Raw genomic sequence first — 21,231 nt, forward strand, 5'->3', positions numbered from 1 at the left:
CCCATCGATCACGGCTCACCCAGAAAACGGCAGGCCGGGAGGCTGATCGCCACCTGATCCACACCGTCGAGGAAAGCTTCAGCGTCGACCGCCCGCGTGCGCACAAAACTGGTTCGAATCTCTTCCAGCTGGTCCATGGCATCGTCACGACTCAGGCCTGTGGAGGTGTGAGCAAGACTGCAAAGGGATGTCGCGACACCACGACCGAAGCCGCGTGAACTGGCCTGGCGCCGCACCGCCGACAGCAGCATGGGCACCACGAGACCACCCAGCACGAGAACAAACACAATCACGCCCCAGAGGCGACCGCCACGCACCCAGTAAGGAACCAGATACAGACCGCTATTGGCAGGAGATGGGGTGGCAGAGGGAGGCTCAGAGGGAGGAGGGTTCATCACTCAGGCCTCCTGCAGCAACTGAATGACCTGTTCACGTGTGCTGAGCAGCAACACCATCCGCTCACCATGGGCATTGAGGCCAGTCTGCTCCCGCACCAGATCGGTGCTAGCCAGCGCCAATCCTCCGGTTTCGGTGAATAACACCGGCAACGTGCCGTGGTGTCCCCGCATGCCCTGTAGATCCAACGCCTGACGCACGGCCCGCTGCGCTTTGTCAGAGCCCAAGCGCTCCACGAAGGCCGGCCAGAGGTGGTTCACCGGAGCGAGAGCCGCGAAATCAAGCTGCGTATCAGACATCAAGACGGCAACAACGCGAGGGCTTCACTGATCATCTGCGGGGTGACAGCGATGCGCTCAAGCGGATCGGCATTGTCGAGGTAGGCGTCAAACGAAGCGAACCGCTCGATCACCGGATCAGCTCCCTCGGCGGCACAAGCTTCGACCCAATCGCCCTCCTCCGGCTTCACCGCGATGTAGGCCTGCAGCGCTTCCTCGAGATCACCGCCGTCGCCGACGCCATCGCCATGCCAGATCGCTTCGAAGAATTCAGACATCTCAACGCGACGGACAGGTCTTGATGCAGTTTGCCGAGAACATTGGCAACCTCACCACACATCGAAGCCAAGAACCATGGCCCATGGCTCAGGCGGCGGGAGGAACCGCATCCCCTGAGGTCTCCGCAGCAGGGGAATCGACCGCAACGGTGTAGCTCGCGCAACGCTGCTGATCCAGATGGCCGATGTGCTTTCTCTCGGTGTAATAAAGCTCCTGGTAACGCAGCGCATCACGGTTGAGGTCATCGAACAAGGCCTGAATCCGTAGCTCCATGTCCACGTTGCTCTCGTCTGACGAGGCTTCCTGATCAATCAATACGGCGATACAGGCCTCCAGGGTCTGCAGGCGCTGACCACCCCAGGCCTCCAGCAGATGCCGGCAGCGCTTCAGGCTTTTCTGGCGCTCCAGCAGAGCAGCGATGCCTCGCAACTGCTCCAACGGCTCCGCCAAAGCAACAAGCTGCAATTCACCGGGCTCCAGGAGAGGCGTCAGGCGGGAGACCAGCGCACTGCTCTCCAGCAACAGCTGATCGGTGAGCAGGCGTGGCAGATCCATCACATCAAGACCCTCGCCGTCGTCGTCGCATCGGCTGATCGCCTCCAACCGCCCCTCACCCAGGTTGGTCTCCTCTAGATCCGTAATGGCCGCCCAGAGATGGCGGTGATGGGGGATGGCGAAATCCTCCAATTCCCGCGTGCGCAGTTCCTGGCGAATCGTGGCCCGATGCCGAGGGCAATGCAGATACAAACGCAGCAGGTCTGCCTCGCAACGCTCCCGCTGACCGGATTCACCCGGCTGCTCATGGCGACTGGAGCGCCCATGCCAACGCTGGCCCTTCACCTGCTGGCGCAGATCGTCCTCGAGCTGAAGCGCCAGCCGTCCCTGCCCACCACTGAGCCGCTCCGCCACCCGTTGGAGGTAGTGGGTTCGGACAGCGGACTGGGGCAGTTTGCCCAGCAGCCCCACCAGGGCCGTCACCGCCTGCTGAAACTGGTCAGCCCGGCTGAGGTCTCTCGCCTCAAGAACCTGCTCAATTTGCCAGTCGAGCCAGAGGGGGGCCTGATCCAGCAGAGCGCGGTAATCGCCGGCCCCGTTCTGTTTGAGGTATTCATCAGGGTCCTTACCGGACGGGAGGTGCAGAACCCGCAGCTCCAGCTGGCCCTGCATGGCCAGCTGCTCCACCTCGCCAATGGCCCGATTGGCCGCACGGACACCGGCGCCATCGGCATCAAAATTCAGAACGATCCGCTTGCTGTCGCTGACGCGGCACAACTGGGTGATCTGCTGACTGCTCAGAGCCGTGCCAAGGGAGGCCACGGCGTTGGTGATGCCGGCGGCATGCAGTGCAATCACATCGAAGTAGCCCTCCACCACCACAGCCCTGTCGTCCTTACGGATGGCATTGGAGGCTTTGTCGAGGCCAAACAGATGCTTTCCCTTCTCAAACACCTCGGTCTCGGGAGAGTTGAGGTACTTCGGTTCGCTGCCATCAAGACTGCGCCCCCCGAAGCCGATCACCCGACCCTGACGGTCATGGATCGGAACCATGACCCGATGGCGGAAGCGGTCATAAAAGCCATTGCCGCCCTTGCGGGGCACCACCAGACCAGCGGCCTCAAGGAGCTCGGGAGCCAGCCCCTCCACCTGTTGAAGATGCTTCAGAAGGCCATCCCACTCATCCGGCGCATAGCCGAGCTGAAATGACTCCTGGGTGGCGGGGCTGAGACCTCTGGCGTCGCTGAGGTATTTGAGGGCCTCTGCGCCCGTGGGAGCCAGCAACTGGCTGCGAAACCAGCCGGCGGCCAGAGCCAGGGCCCGTTGCAGCTTGTCCCTACGGGAGAGCTGTTGCCGCAGCCGCTCCTGCTGCGGACCATCCACCGTCTCGATCGGGAGCTGGTAACGCCGCGCCAGATCCAGCACGACATCACTGAAGCTCTGGCGTTGGAACTCCATCAGGAACTTGATGGAGTTGCCCCCGGCACCGCAGGAGAAGCAGTAGTAGAACTGCTTTGCGGGAGACACCGTCATCGACGGTTTGCTGTCGTCATGGAACGGACAGATCCCGACGAATTCCCGTCCCTTCTTCTTGAGCACCACGTGCTCGCCCACCACATCAACGATGTCGGCCCGTTCCTTGACGGCCTCGATCGTTCTTGGGTGCAGGCGGGCATTCACCATCAGTTCATTCTGCGAAGTCGCAGGGTTCCGTGCACCCCGTCATCAGAACACCCATGGCCGAAACGCAGAACGAACAAGCCTGGTGGAACCGGGAATCGGTGCGGGGCAGTCGGGCTCTGATCCTCAGCTCTCTGGCCTTCAGTCTGATGACGGTCTGCGTCAAGCAGCTGAACAGTCGTCTTCCGGTGGTGGAAATCGTGCTGAGCCGAGCGCTGATCAGCATCGTTCTGACCGTAGTTGGGCTACGCCTCGCCGGGGTTTCTCCCTGGGGCCATCGACGCGGGCTGTTGGTGGCCCGTGGGCTGCTGGGCAGCCTGGCCCTGCTGTGTTTCTTCGAGGCGATTGATCAGCTGCCACTCGCCTCGGCAACGGTGCTGCAGTACACGTACCCCACATTCACGGCCCTAGCGGCGCTGCTGCTGCTTGGCGAACCGCTCCGACGACGCATCAGTGGGGCGGTTCTGCTGGGCTGGATCGGCGTCACGCTGGTGGTGCAACCGCAGTGGCTGACGGGAACAGCACAGCCGGCTCAGCTCATCCCTGCCCTGATCGGCATTGCTGGCGCTCTGATGACCGCCCTGGCCTACGTCAGTGTGCGGCGGCTGTCGGAAACCGAACACCCGCTGGTGATCATCCTGTATTTCCCGATGATCTCGGTTCCCTTAACCCTGCCCTGGGTGCTGCATCAGGGGGTGTGGCCCAACGGCATCGAGTGGTTCTGGCTCCTGGGAGTCGGCGTGATGACTCAGCTTGGCCAGATTTGGGTCACCGAAGGCCTGCGCTGTCTGCCCGCCGCACGAGCGACGTCGATCAACTACGTGCAAGTGGTCTTCGCCGCTGGCTGGGGCTGGCTCTGGTTTGCTGAATCGGTGAATGCCTGGCAGGTGGGTGGGGGAATGCTTGTGCTGTCCGCCACCCTGATCAGCCTGTCGGCCCGGAGTTAGCTCGACTCGAAGTAGACCTCAGGCCTTGTCCAATCCCAAGGGATAGGTGAGCCAGGCCTGACGGTCATCCGTTCCACCCTTGGGGCGGACCAGGCGCCAGCTCTGCCCGCGGGAGCCCCGTTGCAGAAACAGCTCAAACGGGCTGTCCACCTGAACGCGGTCACCGGGCAGCTGCCAATCGAACCGACCCGAAACCCTCAAGCCCTGCTCATCGCCCAGGGCGAAGCTTTCCTGGTCTTCGACCCGCACACGACTAACGCTGGGGGCAATGGGCATCGGGGTGAGGTCCAGGGAGCTGGCGATAGCCGTCTGGGTGAGCTGAATCTGCAGGGCCAGCGCTTCATTCAATAGAGCGCGTGGCGGTTGGGATCCACTGCAGGCCGTGAGGGAAACCACGATCGACAAAACGCAAAGCGCCTGAAGAAACCTTTGCAAGACACGCTTCAAACCAGACAAAGGCAATGACAGCTGCGGCAACATGACGCGGTTGGAACCTCTCCCCATGATCGGCTGGCTGCAAGGACGACCGATGGAGTTCTGGACTCAAGGCAACCGTAGCGGCGTTCTGTTGCTTTGCGGTGGTGTCGGGTATGAGGTGCATCTGACGGAGCGGCATCAGCAGAACCTCTCTGCTGACAGCGATCTGAACCTGTGGATTCATCAGGTGCAGCGGGAGGACGGCAGCAGCCTCTATGGCTTTCCTCTCCGTCAGGAGCGGGATCTGTTCAGGCTGCTGATCAGCGTCAGCGGTGTCGGTCCCCAGGCCGGTCTTGCCCTGATGCAGGAATGCAGGCCCCAAGAACTGGTGGAAGCGATCAGCAGCGGTGATCTGCGCCGACTTTGCAAGGCGCAGGGCATCGGCAAACGCACAGCAGAGCGCCTTGCGGTGGAACTCAGGGCCTCCATCGCGGCATTCGCGGGCGTTGATCCAGCTCCCTCCCTGGCTGAAGGAATCAGCTCAGAGCAGATGCCAGAGAGCGGGGCCGACGTCGAAGCAACTCTGGCAATGCTTGGTTACGACGATCTCGAAATCCGTCGCGCCATCCGTGCCATCGCCGAGGGTGCAGATGGCCCCCCTCCTGCCGGAGGCGACCAGGACGCTTGGCTGCGGGTCTGCCTCCAATGGCTAAGTCGCGAATCGGCCTGATCCGTCCCTCGCAAAGGTAAGCTGGTTGTTTGCACTGACAGGGCCGCCCCCCCCGCATGTCGCTTGATACCACCGAGAAGCAGCAGCTGATCAACACCCACCAGACCCACGGCACCGACACCGGTTCGGCCGAGGTCCAGGTGGCCATGCTGAGTGAGCGGATCAACCGTCTCAGCAGCCACCTGCAGAACAACATCCACGACTTCTCCTCGCGTCAGGGGCTGCTCAAGATGATTGGCCGTCGCAAGCGTCTGCTGAGCTACATGCGCAGCAAGAGCGAACAACGCTACGCCGATACGATCGCCAAACTGGGCATCCGCGGCTAATCGAACTGCCCCATGGCTGAGCAACGCAATGCCCTTCCCTTCGAGCCCAAAGGGTCTGGGAAGGGAAGCAAGCCTGCCTCTGGGGCTCCCAGACAGGAAGCCATTCCTCGGTATGTGGCCGATCGGATGGCGCGTCGTGTCGCTGTGTTCACAGGACTCCCGTCTCTCGCAGGGATGGGAGTTTTTGTTGGCAGCTACGTCGTCGTCACCCGTGGCATCGCCGATATCGCTCCGGGGCTCACACTCGCAGGCTCCGGCTTGTTTTTCCTCCTAGGGCTGGTGGGACTCAGCGTTGGCGTGTTGACAGCCAGCTGGGATCCCGAACCGGGTTCCCTTTTGGGCTTTGAGAATTTCAAACCGAATGTTCAACGGATGCGTGAGTCGATCCGGGCCCAGAAGCAACAGCAGCGGGAATCAGAGCCCTGAACAGTGCTCTTCTGATGACCTAATCAACATCAAGTGAGAACCAGACGGTCGCTGCTGCGGGCTTCAAAGGCTTGGTTGCGCAACGATTCGATCGCTGCATCGACATTTTTTACGCAGAACTGAGGGCCAAGTCGCACGTAGCGAACTGTCTCGCCATGACGCACCTCGGCGACCACAGGCACTTTGACGCCCAACTCATCCCGTTCGGGACGATGTTGGTTCAGGCATTCCCGCAACTTGTGCTGAATGGCGATGTCACTGGCCTGATCAGAAGGGAGCTGAACCAGAAGCAGATTGAGCTCATCAACGGCGCGGCAGTCGTCAATGATCAGCTGCACACGCTCGTCACGCCGATCCACCCCAGCCCACACCAGCAAGCGAGCTTCGGCCATCAGATGATCCGCGAGGCGGGCGTAGCTCTTGGGGAAAACAACGGCTTCGCAGCTTCCGGTGAGATCCTCGAGCTGAAGAATCGCCATGCGGTCGCCCTTACGGGTGGTGACCTGACGCATCTCCGCCACCATCGCGATAGCACTCACCTTTGTTTTATCCGGCTGCTCCTCAAGGGATCCCAGGCCGATGGGCGCCAGCAGTTTCGAGGAGGGCGTGAGCTGTTTGAGGGGGTGATCTGACAAGTAAAAGCCCACCAAATCTTTTTCAAGGCGCAGCTTTTCTGTCGGGGGGTAATCCGGCACCGGTGCAGCTTTGGGGGCATGGCTGAGATCAGCCGGGCCAGCGTCATCGGATGCAGGGGCCATCAAATCGAAGAGATTGCCCTGACCGCTGTCACGGTCCTTGGCCCGTGAGGAGGCCCAGTCGAGGAGCAGGTCCAGATCGGCCATCAGCTGGGCACGATTGGCCTGCGGATCCATGGCATCCAGGGCGCCGCAGTGAATCAACGATTCCAGGCCACGACGATTGAGCACCGAGGAGGGGATCCGATCACACAGATCGGCCAGGGAGTGGAAGGGCCCATCGCTATCGCGGGCGGCGATCAACTGCCGAATCGCTCCGTCACCAAGGTTGCGAACAGCGGAGAGACCGAACAGGATCCGATCGCCGTTGGGGGTGAAATCGGTCAGGGAGGCGTTCACATCCGGAGGCATCACCTCAATCCCCATTGCATTGCAATTGGAGATGTAGCGCTGCACCTTGTCGGCGGCTCCGGCATTCACCGTGAGCAGGGCCGCCATGTAGGCCACCGGATAGTGCGCCTTTAGATAGGCCGTCTGATACGTGACGGCGCCGTAGGCCGTGGAATGGCTCTTGTTGAAGCAATATTCAGCGAAGAGAACCATCTGATCGAACAGTTCGTCGGCGACCTTTTCATCAACGCCACGCTCACCAGCTCCTTTGACGAAGATGCCGCGATGCTTCTGCATCTCTGAAACTTTTTTCTTGCCCATCGCTCGTCTCAGCAGATCGGCCTGACCCAGGGAATAACCAGCCAGATCCTGCGCAATACGCATGATCTGCTCCTGATACACCATGATCCCGTAGGTCTCCGACAGGATCGGCTCCAAGATCGCGTGGGCAAAATCAATCGCCTCGCGCCCGTGCTTGCGGTTGATGAATTTGGGAATCAATCCAGCATCGAGGGGGCCCGGTCTGTAAAGAGCGAGGATTGAGGAAATGTCTTCCAGAGAAGACGGCTTGAGATCGCGCACGATCTGCCGCATGCCACTGGATTCCAGCTGGAAGATCCCCTCAAGGTCACCGCGAGCGAGAAGAGCAAAGGTCTCTTCATCCTCCGGCGGGAGCTTGTCGGGATCGACGCGGGTTCCACTGCTGACCTCCACCAGCTCGAGCGTCTTTTCGATCATCGTGAGGTTCTTCAACCCCAGGAAATCCATCTTCAACAGACCCATGGATTCCACGTCTTCCATGAAGTACTGCGTGATCACCTGACCATCGTTGTTGCGCTGCAACGGCACAAGCTCATCCAGAGGGTCAGCGGCAATGACCACCCCGGCTGCATGCACACCAAAGGTTTTATTGGTGCCCTCAATCCGCATCGCCATGTCCACCCAACGCTTCACCGTTGGATCCGACTCGTACTTCTCGCGGAACTCGGGATTGGGTGATTCCTCACCGATCATCGCCTTGAGCTTGGCGGGCTTGCCGCGAACCACCGGGATCAATTTCGCCAGACGGTCGGCATCGCCATAGGGAATATCAAGCACCCGGGCCACATCCTTCAGAACCGCCTTGGAGGTCATCCGGTTGAAGGTGATGATCTGGGCCACCTTGTCTTCGCCGTAGCGCTCGGTGACGTAGTCGATCACCTCACCACGGCGTTCAATGCAGAAGTCGGTGTCGATATCAGGCATCGACTTGCGTTCCGGGTTGAGGAAACGCTCGAACAGGAGGCAGTTGGTGATCGGATCAATGTTGGTGATCCCAAGGCAGTAGGCGACAAGCGAGCCTGCAGCAGAGCCCCGGCCAGGGCCCACAGGAATGCTCTGTTCCCGGGCAAAGCGGATGTAATCCCAGACCACCAGGAAGTAGGTGGGGAATCCCATCTGCTCCATGATCTTGAGCTCGTGGCTCATGCGCTCGGCGTAGTCGTCGGGCAGAGGAGCATCGACACCGAGCTCGAGGCGATCCCGCAGCCCTTGCTCCGTCACCTCCCTCAGGTAGCTGACAGGGGTATGCCCTTCGGGAATCGGGAAGCGGGGCATTTGGTAGCGCCCGAGGATGTCGTAGGGCTCCACCTTGTCGGCCACCTTGACGGTGTTGACAATCGCCTCCTGGACCACCTCAGGCTCCAGATGGTCACCGAAGAGACACCCCATCTCCTCTTCGGTCTTGATGTATTCGGTTCCCGTGTAGCGCAGTCGCTTCTCATCGGTGATCAACTTTCCGGTGAGCACACAGAGAAGAGCGTCGTGGGCTTCGACGTCCTGCTTGCTCAGGTAATGGGCATCGTTGGTCGCAACAATCTGGATGCCGAGTTCCTTGGCGATTTTGACGATCTCGACGTTGACGATCCGATCTTCCGGAGATCCATGGTCCTGGATCTCGAGGTAGTAGTCATCGCCAAAAACCTCCTGGTACCAGGCCGCCACCTTGCGTGCCACATCAGGACGACCACGCAAAATCGCCTGGGCAATCTCGCCACCGAGGCAGGCCGTGGCGATGATCAGCCCCTCGCTGTGTTGCTTCAGCAGCTCCTTGTCGATGCAGGCACGGGAAAAAATGCCGCGTCCCCGCATCCCCCGCAGATGGCTGATGCTGGTGAGCTTGACCAGGTTGCGGTAGCCCGTGGCGTTTTTGGCAAGCACCACGAGGTGGTACCGCTTCTCTTTCTTGGGTTGCGGATCATCAATGGACCCGTTGATCACGTACATCTCGTTGCCGATGATCGGCTTGAGATCGGTGCCCTGACAAAGCTTCAGAAGCTCGATGGCGCCATACATCACGCCGTGATCGGTCAGGGCGATCGCTGGCATGCCCAGTTGCTTCGCCCGCTCCACCATGGCCGGCAACTGCGACGCCCCGTCGAGAAGGCTGTAATCGCTGTGGTTGTGGAGAGGGACGAATGCCATAGGGTCAGACTAGGACCCAACGCAAGATCCAGCGTTCACGGAGAACGAAACACCCCACATGTGGCGGAGCTCAGGGAACCAGAGCGGCTTCAGGGCGTGAAGCGAACACCTGCGCTGCCTGCTCGTACTGGTGCGCCACCTGGAGCAGACGCGGTTCGTCCAAGACATTGCCGATCAACTGCATCCCAATCGGCAAACCCGCCGCACTGAATCCGCAGGGAACACTGATGGCAGGCAACCCGGCCAGGTTCACCGGAATCGTCAGCAAGTCGGCGAGGTACATCGCCAGAGGGTCATCAGCATGGGCGCCAGCCTTGAACGCGGTGGACGGTGCGGTTGGCGTGAGCAGCACATCAACACTCTGGAACGCAGCATCAAAATCACGCCGGATCAGGGTGCGCACCTGCTGGGCCTTTTTGTAATAAGCGTCGACGTATCCGGCGGAAAGGGCATAGGTGCCAATCAAGATCCGCCGCTGCACCTCCGCACCAAACCCCTCAGCACGGCTTCGTGCTGTCATCGCGGCAAGGCTCTCGGCGTCGTCGGCACGAAAGCCATATTTGACCCCGTCGTAACGGGCCAAATTGGCAGAGGCCTCCGACGGAGCAATCACGTAATAGGTGGCGATGCCGTCGTTGAACCTGGGGCAGCTCACCTCCACCAGCTCAGCGCCAAGAGCCTCCAGCTGAGCAGCAGAGGCCTGCACAGAAGCCTTGACCTCAGCATCGAGGCCTTCGGCATCGAAGCACTCCTTGATCACACCAACCTTGAGACCCTTGATGGGCTTGTTCAGGCCGGCACTGAAGTCCGGCACAGCCGCATCAAGGCAAGTGGAATCACGGGGGTCGGGCCCTGCGATCACCTGAAGCAGCTCGGCCACATCAGCCACACTTCCTGCAAAGGGACCCACCTGATCCAAGGAACTGGCAAAAGCCACCAGACCCCAACGACTGACGCGGCCGTAGGTGGGTTTAAGACCCACAACGCCACAAAACGACGCAGGCTGACGGATGGAGCCTCCGGTGTCGGAACCCAGAGAAGCAACGCAACTTCCTGAAGCGACGGCCGCAGCACTGCCACCGGAGCTTCCGCCCGGTACGTGGGCTGTGTTCCAAGGATTTTGAGTCGCACCAAAGGCCGAGGTTTCCGTGGAGCCGCCCATGGCGAACTCATCCAGATTCGTCTTACCCACCAGCACACCTCCGGCTTGCCAAAGCCTTTCGGTCACTGTTGATTCGTAGGGAGGCACAAACTGTTCCAGCATGCGGCTGGAACAGGTGGTGCGGACCCCTTTGGTGCAAAGGTTGTCTTTGATCGCCAAGGGAAGACCGGCAAGCTGGCCAAGGCTTTCACCGGCGGCGCGAGCTTCATCAATTCTGGAAGCTTTATCACGGGCCTTCTCGGCCGTGACCTCAACGAAAGCATTGAGCGACGGCTCAGAGCTTTCAAGCCGCTTGAGGTGTTGATCAACGAGCTCGCGGGAGGAAACCTCACCGCTCTGCAGCTGCTGACGCCACGCGCTGATCGTCATGTCCCTGCGATCCATTGCAGGGAGGACGCTATCAGCCGCAGGATCAACCCTCAGCCGTGATGGTGAGGGGCTCGGAGCGACGGGTCCGCAACAGGGAGTGGCTGATCGACTGAGGTTGCTCCGACTTGACGTCGTCAAGGAAGGAGTCGAGGTCGTTTTCCAGTCCTTTTCGGGTGACAAACGGACCGAACCAGTAGGTCACATCGGGACCAGATGTCTGAATCCGAGCCCACCAGGCGACCCCAAGGCCATTGGCAAGGCTGCGCAGCGGCCGGATCAGGGGACTCATGGGGGGGTAGAACGACCTCAAGGCATTGTGCCTCTTTAACCGACAAAACCGAGCTGTTTTCAGGGAGATAGCTGGATATTCTGATCGAACTCCGGCGCAGCAGCTTGTTGAGACGGATTGAGATCCAGATCAATCCGCTGGTCAGGAACCTTTTCCACGGGTTGTTCAGGCGGTTCAGACGCCTCAGTGGACGTCTCTACCCCAGCGAGTTGGGGCCGTCGAATCGGGGGTGACGGCGCCTGGCCGTGAATGTCCTTCATCCAGTTGCGTCGCGCCACTTCATAAACGCAAAGTGCCGTAGCAACGGATGCATTCAGGCTTGGGGTAATGCCCCGCAACGGAATACGGACCAACTGATCACAGTGACGCCGGGTCAAAAGCGACAAGCCCTGGTCCTCTGACCCGGTGACCAGCACCAATGGGCCGCTGAGATCAACATCCGTGAGGGTCACGTCCCCTTCTGCCGCAAGGCCCACCACCCTGTATCCCGCATCCTTGAGCTTTTCCAACGACCGGTTGAGGTTGACCACACGCGCGACCGGAAGGTGTTCAAGGGCGCCGGCTGCCACTTTGGCGGCCGAACCGGTTAAACCAGCACTCCGACGCTGGGGAATCACCACCCCATGGGCTCCCATCGCCTCGGCGGAACGCACGACAGCACCGAGATTATGGGGGTCCGTGACACTATCCAAAGCCACCAATAAGGGGGGTTCCCCAAGATCCGAACAGCCATCGATGAGGGTTTCGAGATCGAGGGTTTCAGCCGCTGCCGTCTGAAGGGCGATGCCCTGGTGAACGGAACCACCTGTGATCTGTCCAAGCCGAGCCCAGGTCACCTCTTCCACCAAGACCCCAGACGCCTTGGCATCGCGCAAGAGCTGGAGAAATTTGGCCGCACTGCGCATCTCCGGGGTGCACCAAATGCGATGAATGGGTCGTCCTGCCTCCAGCGCGGCTTGGGTGGCATGGCGCCCCCAAATCAGATCATCTGCCGGAGGTGTGGCCGCTGCGGCCTCCGGTGCTGCATCCTGTCGCTGGGAACGGCCATTGTCGTAGCGCGATCGGGGGCGCTGGGACGGCTGGCGCCGTTCATCCCCGGAGCGGCGACGGTCGCCGTAACGATCATTCCGATCTCGAAATCGTCCGGGCCCTGAACGGTCGTTCTGAGGTTCCGTACGAAAAGCATTCTGATCCCGGTCGAAGGAACGGGATCGATCCCCGAATCGCTCTCTGGGGCGATCATCAGATCGATTGCCGGGTCGATCTCCGAATCGCTCTCTGGGGCGATCACCGGATCGATTGCCGGGTCGATCTCCGAATCGCTCTCTGGGGCGATCATCAGATCGATTACCGGGTCGATCTCCACCCCGAGGACGCTCCCAGCCCTCATCCCTCGGCGCTCGTCGGTCGCGAAAACTGCTGCCATCTCGACCAGGTTTGGCGTAAGGCGAACGACCGCCGTCGGAACGACGATTGCTGGGCATGGGCCGACCGTTGCCAGAGCGCCCCACCGAGGAGCGGCCAGCGGATGGACGTCCACTGGGAGGCCTGCCTCCTGGAGGTCGTCCACTTCCACTCCCTCCTGGCCCCGAACGACCATCGCGGGATGGGCCGCTGGAGCGGCGTTCAAAGCGAGGGCTCATGGTGTGCGAGGCAACGTTATGGGTTGGATCCGGATTGCTCCAGGTGATCGAAGAGCTCAGCAAGCCGGGCTGGATTGTTCAGAAACAGCCAGCCAACCATTGTCTCAAACCCCGTGGCCCGTCCATACACAGCGGCCTCGGCTCGGCGCGGACCACGGCCTGCACTGTTGCGCCCCCGACGGACCAGATCGAGTTCCTGGGAATCCAGGAGTTGACGGTCTTCCAGCCAAGTCAACAAACGGGATTGGGCATCGGCGCGAACATCGGCCACAACAGCACGATGCAAATGATCGGAACGGCCGGGTCTGGCTCCATGGCGGAGCCGTTGATGGAGCTCCCAGACGGCATCTCCGATCCAAGCCAGCTGCAATGGGCCCAATTGATCGTTCAGACCACTGGGTGACTGATTGCGAATCCAGTCGCTCAAGCGGCCAATTGGTTCAGAGCTGTCGGAAGATCCTCCACCAGATGGAGGAACTCTTCGAGCCGCACCAACTTGATCGTCTGCATCACACGGGTGTTTCCCACAAGGAGAAACGACCGTTTGGCATCCGTGCATTGTTTGGCCAACTGCACCAGGGCACCAAGGCCTGATGAGTCGAGAAAATCGATCTTGCTTAGATCGAGAACAGCTGGAAGCTTGTTGGCTTTCAAAACATCGGCCACGTACTCCATGAACTGCTTCTCGGAGTACGCATCCAATTGGCCGGTGAAGTGAAACACCAAACAGCCATCCTTCTGTTCAAATCCGCCCCGTAGAGAGACGGTCAGTCGCTGCAGTTCGCTGATGGGATCAAGCCCCCCAGGCATCATCGGCACGAAGTGTAGTGATGCTGAGCCTGGGCAACCACCTCATCAACGGCGATCGGCCATGAGCGTCACAAAGCGGGCGAAATGATGATCCGCGTCATGCGGTCCAGGACTGGCTTCCGGGTGGTATTGCACACCAAAAACGGGCTTGTGACGGTGAGCAATGGCCGCCACGGTGCGGTCGTTCAGATTGAAATGGGTGACATCAATGGCGTCGGTATCCAGAGATTCGGCAGAGAGGGCAAACCCGTGGTTCTGACTTGTGATTTCAACCTGCCCCGTGGTGCCACAGGGATGATTCAAACCACGATGGCCATAGGACAGCTTGAAGGTCTTGCCGCCGAGTGCCAGGCCGAGAATCTGATGGCCCAAACAGATCCCAAACAGCGGTAGATCGGCCTCCTCCAAGAGAGTCTTGGCCAGGGCAATCCCATGGCTCACCGCCGCAGGGTCTCCAGGACCGTTGGAGAGAAAGACACCATCCGGGCGATGGGAACGAACCGTGGCCAGATCGGTGTCTGCAGGGAGAACAGTGACGTCACAGCCATGGGCGACCAGGCGATCAAGAATGGCTCGTTTAATTCCAAAATCAACCGCGACGACGCGGAAGGGGGCGTCGCTTCGACGCTGCAGGCGCTGATCGAAGCCAACACTGCAGGGTTGATTCCACTGGTAGGGCTCACGGGTGGTGACGCGATCTGCCAGGTTCAGTCCTTCCATCGAAGGCGCCTGCTTCAAGAGCTCAAACAACTGCGCAGGTGTCTGGCCGTCACTGCTGATCACACCATTCATGGCACCGACCTCGCGCAGATGACGCACCAGCGCACGGGTGTCTACACCGCTGATACCCACCAGTTGATGGCTCTGCATCCAGGTATCGAGAGTCTGTTCACAACGCCAGTTGCTGGGCGACGGCGCCAGCTGGCGTGCGATCACACCAAGGGCGTGGGGACGATCGGCTTCCTGATCGTCGGCATTCACCCCGGTATTGCCGAGTTCGGGATAGGTGAAGCTCACCAGTTGTCCGGCATAGGAGGGATCCGTCAGCACCTCCTGATATCCGGTCATCCCGGTGTTGAACACCACTTCACCGATGGTTGTACCGCGATGGCCAAAGCCGACACCGGTCAGAACCGTGCCATCGGCAAGGACGAGATAGGCCTTGTCTGATGGGGAGTCGGGCATCGGAGGGCCGCCGAAGGGCATCAGTCACTCATTCTCCATCTCCATCGGACAGTGCATCCCGCAGAGCGACAAGCTTCTCCCAGGCCTTGCCCTCTCGTAGAACCGTCATGGCCTGTGCAGCAGCAGCCGTCAGATCCGTTTGCAATCCAGCGGCCCAAAGCACCAATGCCGTGTTGAAGGCAACCACCTCCGCTTGAGCGAGCGATCCATGCCCTTGCAGAACATCTCGCAGGATCTGCTGATTCACCGAGCAGTCACCACCACGCAGCAAATCGAGGCCGGCACCCGTCAGGCCCAGATCTTCAGGGCAGACCTCCTTGCTGCTGATGCCCCCCGATTCGATCAAACGCAAGGCGTTGGGGCCAGCCAAGGAAGCCTCATCGAGACCGCCAGCGCCGTGTACCACAACGGCACGGGTCAATCCCAACTGCTGGAGGGCACCTGCCATGGGATCGAGAAGCTCCGGACGGGCCACACCAAGAACCTGGGCCTGGGGCTGCAGTGGGTTGACCAGTGGACCCAGCAGGTTGAACACAGTGCGAACGCCCAGACGGCGTCGTAATGGAGCCAGATTCACCAAGGCGGGATGCCAGGCCGGAGCAAACAAAAAGGTGACACCGGTTCCAGGCAGAGCCTCCACCACTTTGTTTAAGGGTGCCTTGAGGTTGAGACCGAGCCCTTCAAGAACATCGGCTGAGCCCACCTTGCCGCTGGCGCTGCGGTTGCCGTGCTTCGCCACATTCACTCCACAGGCGGCGGCGGTGAAGGCGACAGCAGTTGAGATATTGAACGTATCTGCACCGTCACCACCGGTGCCGCAGGTGTCGACCATCGCCAAATTGGGTCGGGCGCAGGGAAGTGGGCATGCTTCCCTCAAAACAGCTGCCATGGCCGCAAGCTCATCGGCCACCATTCCCTTGGCTCTCAGACCAGCGAGGAACGCCCCTGTTTGAACGGGCTCTAGCTCCTCGGCCAGCCAGGCATGCATCAGGGCGGTGGCCTCATCGGAGCTGAGGTGGTTGCCCTGCAGCAGGTGGTCCAAGCGAACCGACCAAGAGCGCGTGTCTGAGGACATGGAAGAGAAGCTGGCAGTAAAAAACCCGGGTGCGAGGCACTCCGGGCCAGGTGATGGGGACGTCTCCACTATCCCTCAGATGAGTGGCGGACGACCAGCCGTTCAAGACGGATGCCTAGGTTGGCGGCCCAACGGGACCCACGAGCTCGCATGGCTGCCCTACGTCTCGACTTGATCGGCCGCTACTTGCGACCCCATCGACGCACCGTCCTGCTGGGAGCCATTGCACTGGTTTTGGTCAACATCCTGCGGGTGACGATCCCGATGGAGGTCCGCAGCGTCGTGGATGAGCTGCAAGAGGGATTCAGTTACGCCGGGGTCCTGCGCCAAGCGGGATGGGTCGTGCTTCTTGCGAGCACCATGGGGGTCATTCGACTGGTCTCGCGCCAACTCGTCTTCGGCGTGGGCCGGCAGGTGGAAGTGGAGCTGCGTCAGCGCTTGTTCGAGCACATGCTTCGCCAGGAACCCGATTGGATTCAGAGCAAGGGCAGTGGAGAGGTGATCAGTCGCGCCACCAGCGATGTGGAAAACATCCGGCGCCTGCTCGGATTCGCGATTCTCAGCCTGACCAACACGCTGCTGGCCTATGCGCTCACGCTGCCAGCAATGTTGGCAATCGATCCATGGCTAACCCTGGCCGCCGTCGGTCTTTATCCCGTGATGCTCAGCACGGTGAGGCTGTTCGGCGGGCGCATGATGCGTCAACAACGTGCACAGCAGGAAGAACTATCGGCGCTCAGCAATCTGATTCAGGAGGATCTGTCGGGCATCGGGGCCATCAAGATCTACGGCCAAGAGGCTTCGGAACAGGATGCCTTCGCGACGCGCAACCGCCGTTATCGCGATAGCGCCATTCGTCTGGCGAGAACACGGAGCACCTTGTTCCCTCTGCTTGAGGGGATTTCGTCCATCTCTCTCCTGTTGCTGCTGGCCATCGGCAGCGGTCAGCTCGAATCCGGTCGATTGAGCATTGGTGGCCTGGTCGCCCTCATTCTTTATGTGGAGCAACTTGTATTCCCGACTGCACTGCTGGGATTCACCCTCAACACCTTTCAGACCGGACAGGTCAGCCTCGAGCGGGTGGAAGAGTTGCTCCGACGCGAACCGAAGATCAAAGATCCAGAGCAACCCACCGATCGACCTCATCCGACGAACCAACGCAGGGGTCGCTTTGAAGCCCGTGACCTGACCGTTCAATACGAGGGTGCTGAGCACAACACGCTCAACGGCCTGAGTTTCTGCATCGAACCGGGAGAGTTGGTCGCCGTTGTTGGTCCGGTGGGATGCGGCAAGACCACCCTGGCTCGCTCCTTCGGGCGCATGGTCCCTCTCGAGCCCGGGAAGCTGTTCCTGGATGGGGTGGATGTCACCCAGATGCCCCTGCAGGAGTTACGCCGTGATGTGGCGATTGTTCCCCAAGAGGGCTTTCTTTTCACCAGCACCCTGGCGGACAACCTCCGGTATGGCGACCCTGCAGCCACAGATCAACGGGTTGAACGGGCAGCAGGCCAGGCCCGTCTCGCTGATGACATCAAGGGATTTCCAGATGGCTTCGAAACGATCGTTGGGGAACGCGGCATCACGCTGAGTGGTGGTCAGCGTCAACGCACAGCGCTCGGACGTGCCTTGCTGATGTCGGCCCCGGTGTTGGTTCTCGATGACGCCTTGGCGAGTGTCGATAACAACACCGCAGCAGCCATTCTCGATTCGATCCGGGCGCAGGACGATCGGACCATCGTGATGATCAGCCATCAACTTTCTGCAGCCGCTGCCTGTGATCGCATCCTCGTAATGGAGAGCGGGCGCATCGTGCAGCAGGGACACCACAGCGCGTTGATTCAGCAACCAGGGGTCTACAAGCGACTTTGGGAGCGTCAGCAGGCGGCGCAACAGCTGGATGCGATGGCTTCCTGAAGAATCTCCGAGCTGTTTCTGACAATCGCCGTGTCCATGGCTTAGCTGTGGTGACGGCAACTTCTTCCATGAACAGCGGATCCCCCTTCGCGGTGCGCTGCACGCTCACCTTTGGTGACATCTACGGGCAGGTGCTGGCTTGGATGGCAGTGATTTTTGTGAGTTTGGCCTCTGGTCTCGCGCTCATGGGGTCATCGCGCCCGGTGTTTGCGCTTGTAGGTGTGGGACTCATCCTGGTTCTCAGCCTGCCTTTTCTTCTTTTTGCATTTGTCACAACGCTGCTGAACCATATTCAACTGGAACCACAAACACCAAAAGCTTCAGAGAGCTGAAAGCGAAAGCCTCAATTCAATCCACAAACACCGACACTGCTTCGCTAATGAACGAGCAATGAGAAGACGATAAATCACGATTTTCAGATTATTTTGATGCCTTCAACAACAGACCCCTGAAGACATTTTTAAGTGAGCAATCCCGAACAGCCTTCCGTTGATCTGCCGACAAACTAATAACAAATTCATCCATTCGTCAAAGATGCCACGGTCCGCCGACATTCTCCACATCACATTTTGAGCACATCAAAAAACGTGTGATCAATGACATCAATCTGATAACCAGTTCTAAGCAGACACAATCTGATTTCAAACGGATTCAAATTCACCGCCCGCTCGTTTCTCTCAAACCAAGCTGGTTCTTGCCGGAGGGTTTTCATCTCTATCAGGGCATCCAGCCACGACGAATCTTTGATGTGCCGAAGCATCACTCCGTTGAATCAGCTGCCTAAGCTCGGATGATCGACAGAATCAACATGCTGCCCTCTTGGTTGTCTCCCCGCGGCGGCGCTGAAGCATCTGAACCAGCAATGCACGCTGTTCTGGGGACACCGCTCAATGCCCCATTGATGGCGGACCAAGAGGAGGCGATCTTTGCGTGCGGATGCTTTTGGGGAGCTGAAAAAGGGTTTTGGAGGCTGCCGGGAGTCGTGACCACTGCCGTGGGCTACGCGGGCGGTCAAACGGAACAACCGACCTACAACCAGGTCTGCTCCGGCAGAACAGGGCACACAGAAGTGGTCCGTGTGGTTTGGAGTCGCCCCGCTCTGGACTTCAGCGACCTGCTGAAGCTGTTCTGGGAATGCCACGACCCCACCCAGGGCAATCGACAAGGCAACGACACCGGCACCCAATACCGATCAGCCATTTACACCTTCAACCCGCTGCATCTTCAACAGGCCCAGGCCAGCCGAGACGCGTATCAAGTCGCCCTTTCCGCCAAGGGCTATGGCGCCATCACCACCGAAATCCTGGCGGATCAAACCTTTTACTTCGCCGAGGAGTATCACCAGCAATACCTCGCCAAACCGGGAAGCCGCCCCTACTGCTCCGCGATGCCAACCCAGACGCTGCTCGGCGACTTTGAAGGCTCAAATTACAAACTCCCGAAGCAGGTTTGGGACAAGTACGACTGGTCCATCAGTCACTGCGTGCTCCGATCTGACAACGCCCCCATCCAGCTCGCCAGCTGAAGCAGGGCTGCGGATCGGCTACGGCCGGGGCAGTACCGACGACGCCGACCAACAGACATCCCTCGACCGGCAGGAACAACTCCTCCGGTCACAGGGTGTGATCTTTTGCTGATCGAAACCGGCAGCGCTACCTCAGCCGACCGCCCGAAATATCAACAGCTGCTGTCGCTGATCGAAGGCGGCACCGTGGCCACCGTCATCGCTGCAAGGGACGACCGGCTCAACCGCAACATCGGGGTGCAGCGCTACCCGTTCCTGCTGTGCCGCAGCCGGAGCACCACCATCGACCTGTTGGAAGACGGCGCATGGGCCAGCGTTGCCCATGACGATCTTGCCCTGGAGGAGATCAGCAGCCGGTTGAAGCGCAGCTACCGCTCGGCAGAAGAGGCAGGGCTCAGCATCATCTTGCAAAACAGGGAACTTCAGTAAAATGACTGCTTCAATTATTTGCTTGTATTAGTATTGATTTAGCCTATACGCGGTGCATTGAATGCACGATTGAAGTTCTCGTCGTCTTTCTTTTTGCAGCCTGAGCCGCGAAATAAATTAGTGAACCAGTTGTCATGGACTCTGACGTCACGATTCCCTGGTGTTGCCGACATTGCGTAAATGGTTCCTGGCATATCTGTGGCTTTATTGTGATTATTCGATCCGAAGCGGTATTTAATGTCTGCAGAAACTCTTGCGTCAAAAGAATTGTCGTATGAGGCATTGACGCCGGCGACAAAGCCATTGGCGATTCTGTAAGAAATGCGTGCTCTAATTCCAACATTGTCTACCTCGTCTCTTGCTTTGCACTTGTTGTAATCACCTTTTTGATAATATCCACCGAGACTAGCTTTTAAGCTGGGAGTGATCATGTATCCGGCGTCAAGTCCATAAGCTTGCAATGCGCCTCCATCGTAATGCCAGTTCAATTCTTTTGTTGTTTCGCCAAGTGGAATTAATCCATATGCATTAAGGCTCCATTGATTGGAGACAGCTTCCAAGTTGAATGCAGCTTGCTGGTAAAAAGCATGTCCGTCTTCCACTGGAATTCCAGAGTCGGCATAGCTGGTATTCATCGGGCGGCTGTCGTAACCAGCATTGAGCCCATACATCCAAGAACGGTCACCATTCAGCCATCGGTAGCCAAGGCGAGTTGATGTGCTGATTGTGTGCCCGTCGACAGTTGTATCAACAATGCTTGAGTAATTGTGTCTATCAGCAAAATTGACGTTGGCGAGTGCATCAAGGAACCAAATGCTGTTCTCTCCAATCGACAACGGAAGGAAGCCGCCGATGCCTGCTTGATTGGGGGTGCCAGCACCTTGCAGCGCGCCTTGGAAGCCAAGACTGGGCTTGACCATATCCTTGAGGCTGATGCTCATCACATCACCAAGGTCTTCTGCAGTGCCGTCCTGCGCCTTGGTTGAAAGGGGCGCAATGGCGATGGCTGAAGCTACAAGACCGATGGACAGGCGGCGAAGCATCGGAAAGGTTCGATTCCGCGAATGATGCCGCGGTTTGTATCGGTCGTCACGCAGTGATGTCACCCAGCCTCAGGCGCCCAGACCATCTTTTAGAAGTTTGTGTGGTCGACAGAGCTGCAGCTCCGGAGCGATTCGACCACGAACGAAGGCTGATATGCAAAGAGTGCATACTCCAGGCTCGACCATATTTTTTAAGGGCGAGCGGACTTGCCCCCTGCCGAAACAGAGGTCAAATCGCAGCTCTCGTCGGTCATCGCTCTGACCG

23 protein-coding genes are annotated in these 21,231 nt (G+C 59.4%); 8 read left to right on the plus strand and 15 right to left on the minus strand.

What is annotated here, in order from left to right:
- Positions 1–8: 8 nt before the first annotated feature.
- From FZZ92_RS04195 to dnaG, 4 genes are all read right to left on the minus strand, one after another.
- The gene (locus FZZ92_RS04195) at positions 9–395 is read right to left on the minus strand and encodes a hypothetical protein (protein WP_226422644.1); all 387 of its coding nucleotides are present in this window, start codon (positions 393–395) and stop codon (positions 9–11) included.
- 3 nt (positions 396–398) lie between these two features.
- On the minus strand, positions 399–695 hold the full coding sequence (locus FZZ92_RS04200; protein ID WP_115023356.1) for a hypothetical protein: 297 nt from the start codon (positions 693–695) through the stop codon (positions 399–401).
- On the minus strand, positions 695–952 hold the full coding sequence (locus FZZ92_RS04205) for a hypothetical protein (RefSeq protein ID WP_115023358.1): 258 nt from the start codon (positions 950–952) through the stop codon (positions 695–697). Before FZZ92_RS04205 ends, FZZ92_RS04200 begins: the two co-directional genes overlap by 1 nt.
- Before the next feature lie 88 nt (positions 953–1,040).
- Entirely contained in the window at positions 1,041–3,131 is a 2,091-nt protein-coding gene (gene dnaG, locus FZZ92_RS04210; protein WP_226397751.1) for a DNA primase, read from the minus strand.
- 53 nt (positions 3,132–3,184) lie between these two features.
- On the opposite strand from dnaG, the gene FZZ92_RS04215 reads away from it, so the two are divergent.
- The gene (locus FZZ92_RS04215) at positions 3,185–4,075 is read left to right on the plus strand and encodes a DMT family transporter (protein ID WP_115023362.1); all 891 of its coding nucleotides are present in this window, start codon (positions 3,185–3,187) and stop codon (positions 4,073–4,075) included.
- 18 nt (positions 4,076–4,093) lie between these two features.
- On the opposite strand, the gene FZZ92_RS04220 is transcribed toward FZZ92_RS04215, so the two are convergent.
- Positions 4,094–4,555, minus strand: a complete 462-nt coding sequence (locus FZZ92_RS04220; protein ID WP_226422645.1) for a hypothetical protein — start codon at positions 4,553–4,555, stop codon at positions 4,094–4,096.
- Between the two features lie 22 nt (positions 4,556–4,577).
- Between FZZ92_RS04220 and ruvA the strand changes: the two genes are divergently transcribed.
- The 3 genes from ruvA to FZZ92_RS04235 are packed head-to-tail and all read left to right on the plus strand — an operon-like array spanning position 4,578 to position 5,974.
- Positions 4,578–5,222: a Holliday junction branch migration protein RuvA gene (gene ruvA, locus FZZ92_RS04225; RefSeq protein ID WP_226397778.1), complete on the plus strand. Its 645-nt coding sequence runs from the start codon at positions 4,578–4,580 to the stop codon at positions 5,220–5,222.
- A 56-nt stretch (positions 5,223–5,278) separates the two neighbouring features.
- Positions 5,279–5,548 (plus strand): 30S ribosomal protein S15, encoded by a 270-nt coding sequence (gene rpsO, locus FZZ92_RS04230; protein WP_006851408.1) that lies wholly within the window; start codon positions 5,279–5,281, stop codon positions 5,546–5,548.
- A 12-nt stretch (positions 5,549–5,560) separates the two neighbouring features.
- Positions 5,561–5,974 (plus strand): PAM68 family protein, encoded by a 414-nt coding sequence (locus tag FZZ92_RS04235; protein WP_226397753.1) that lies wholly within the window; start codon positions 5,561–5,563, stop codon positions 5,972–5,974.
- A 29-nt stretch (positions 5,975–6,003) separates the two neighbouring features.
- On the opposite strand, the gene FZZ92_RS04240 is transcribed toward FZZ92_RS04235, so the two are convergent.
- The 8 genes from FZZ92_RS04240 to trpD all read right to left on the minus strand — a co-directional run bounded on the left by FZZ92_RS04240 (position 6,004) and on the right by trpD (position 16,055).
- A complete protein-coding gene (locus FZZ92_RS04240; protein ID WP_226422646.1) occupies positions 6,004–9,522 on the minus strand; it encodes a DNA polymerase III subunit alpha in 3,519 nt (1,172 codons plus the stop codon).
- 70 nt (positions 9,523–9,592) lie between these two features.
- Positions 9,593–11,068 (minus strand): Asp-tRNA(Asn)/Glu-tRNA(Gln) amidotransferase subunit GatA, encoded by a 1,476-nt coding sequence (gatA, locus tag FZZ92_RS04245; RefSeq protein WP_226422647.1) that lies wholly within the window; start codon positions 11,066–11,068, stop codon positions 9,593–9,595.
- Positions 11,069–11,096: 28 nt separating this feature from the next.
- Entirely contained in the window at positions 11,097–11,342 is a 246-nt protein-coding gene (locus FZZ92_RS04250; protein ID WP_226397756.1) for a DUF1816 domain-containing protein, read from the minus strand.
- Between the two features lie 59 nt (positions 11,343–11,401).
- Complete coding sequence (rlmB, locus tag FZZ92_RS04255) at positions 11,402–12,826, minus strand: 23S rRNA (guanosine(2251)-2'-O)-methyltransferase RlmB (protein ID WP_370631243.1); 1,425 nt, start codon at positions 12,824–12,826, stop codon at positions 11,402–11,404.
- A 175-nt stretch (positions 12,827–13,001) separates the two neighbouring features.
- A complete protein-coding gene (locus tag FZZ92_RS04260) occupies positions 13,002–13,412 on the minus strand; it encodes a Mini-ribonuclease 3 (RefSeq protein ID WP_226422649.1) in 411 nt (136 codons plus the stop codon).
- A complete protein-coding gene (locus FZZ92_RS04265; RefSeq protein ID WP_115023375.1) occupies positions 13,409–13,798 on the minus strand; it encodes an STAS domain-containing protein in 390 nt (129 codons plus the stop codon). Before FZZ92_RS04265 ends, FZZ92_RS04260 begins: the two co-directional genes overlap by 4 nt.
- A gap of 42 nt (positions 13,799–13,840) precedes the next feature.
- Positions 13,841–15,001: a glutamine-hydrolyzing carbamoyl-phosphate synthase small subunit gene (gene carA / locus FZZ92_RS04270; protein WP_226397758.1), complete on the minus strand. Its 1,161-nt coding sequence runs from the start codon at positions 14,999–15,001 to the stop codon at positions 13,841–13,843.
- Between the two features lie 7 nt (positions 15,002–15,008).
- Entirely contained in the window at positions 15,009–16,055 is a 1,047-nt protein-coding gene (gene trpD, locus FZZ92_RS04275) for an anthranilate phosphoribosyltransferase (RefSeq protein WP_226422650.1), read from the minus strand.
- 150 nt (positions 16,056–16,205) lie between these two features.
- Here trpD and FZZ92_RS04280 point away from each other — a divergent pair, with 150 nt between their 5' ends.
- Together FZZ92_RS04280 and FZZ92_RS04285 are read left to right on the plus strand one after the other, a co-directional pair.
- Positions 16,206–17,969 (plus strand): ABC transporter ATP-binding protein, encoded by a 1,764-nt coding sequence (locus FZZ92_RS04280; RefSeq protein ID WP_226397779.1) that lies wholly within the window; start codon positions 16,206–16,208, stop codon positions 17,967–17,969.
- A 68-nt stretch (positions 17,970–18,037) separates the two neighbouring features.
- Positions 18,038–18,301: a hypothetical protein gene (locus tag FZZ92_RS04285; protein WP_115093736.1), complete on the plus strand. Its 264-nt coding sequence runs from the start codon at positions 18,038–18,040 to the stop codon at positions 18,299–18,301.
- Between the two features lie 230 nt (positions 18,302–18,531).
- Here FZZ92_RS04285 and FZZ92_RS04290 read toward each other — a convergent pair whose 3' ends face one another.
- The gene (locus FZZ92_RS04290) at positions 18,532–18,729 is read right to left on the minus strand and encodes a hypothetical protein (protein ID WP_226397760.1); all 198 of its coding nucleotides are present in this window, start codon (positions 18,727–18,729) and stop codon (positions 18,532–18,534) included.
- 48 nt (positions 18,730–18,777) lie between these two features.
- On the opposite strand from FZZ92_RS04290, the gene msrA reads away from it, so the two are divergent.
- Together msrA and FZZ92_RS04300 are read left to right on the plus strand one after the other, a co-directional pair.
- Positions 18,778–19,494, plus strand: a complete 717-nt coding sequence (gene msrA, locus FZZ92_RS04295) for a peptide-methionine (S)-S-oxide reductase MsrA (RefSeq protein WP_226397761.1) — start codon at positions 18,778–18,780, stop codon at positions 19,492–19,494.
- 105 nt (positions 19,495–19,599) lie between these two features.
- Entirely contained in the window at positions 19,600–19,923 is a 324-nt protein-coding gene (locus FZZ92_RS04300; RefSeq protein ID WP_166018172.1) for a recombinase family protein, read from the plus strand.
- Positions 19,924–19,961: 38 nt separating this feature from the next.
- Here the strand turns inward: FZZ92_RS04300 and FZZ92_RS04305 are convergent, their stop codons facing one another.
- Positions 19,962–20,966, minus strand: a complete 1,005-nt coding sequence (locus FZZ92_RS04305; RefSeq protein ID WP_226422651.1) for a carbamoyl-phosphate synthase — start codon at positions 20,964–20,966, stop codon at positions 19,962–19,964.
- Positions 20,967–21,231 lie beyond the last annotated feature (265 nt).

It is taken from the genome of Synechococcus sp. MU1611 (assembly GCF_020514255.1).
Taxonomy (GTDB): Bacteria; Cyanobacteriota; Cyanobacteriia; order PCC-6307; family Cyanobiaceae; genus Parasynechococcus.